Raw genomic sequence first — 268 nt, forward strand, 5'->3', positions numbered from 1 at the left:
GGCGGTTCTCGAACAGCTGGACGAAGTCGAACTGCTTGCCGACGGTCTTCAGGGCTTCGGAGAACTTGGCGTTGAACAGCTCGTTCACCGCCGCGCGATCGGAGGCACGCTCCACGCCGATGGCCTTGGCGACCTTGAGCACGTCTTCCTGAGTCTCGTTGACGCGCAAGTAGAACGCCACGGTGATGTCCGCGCGCATGTTGTCGCGGCAGATCAGCCCGTCCTTGGCGCGGCGGTCGACTTCCAGGGTGATCAGGGAGATCTTCAT

Annotated in this window: 1 pseudogene; it reads right to left on the reverse strand. The window is 62.3% G+C overall.

Going from position 1 to position 268, the window contains the following annotated elements:
* Positions 1-268: pseudogene (locus AC0IYH_RS31835) on the reverse strand (hypothetical protein); the annotation flags it as partial.

The organism is Pseudomonas sp. AC463 (genome assembly GCF_979253585.1).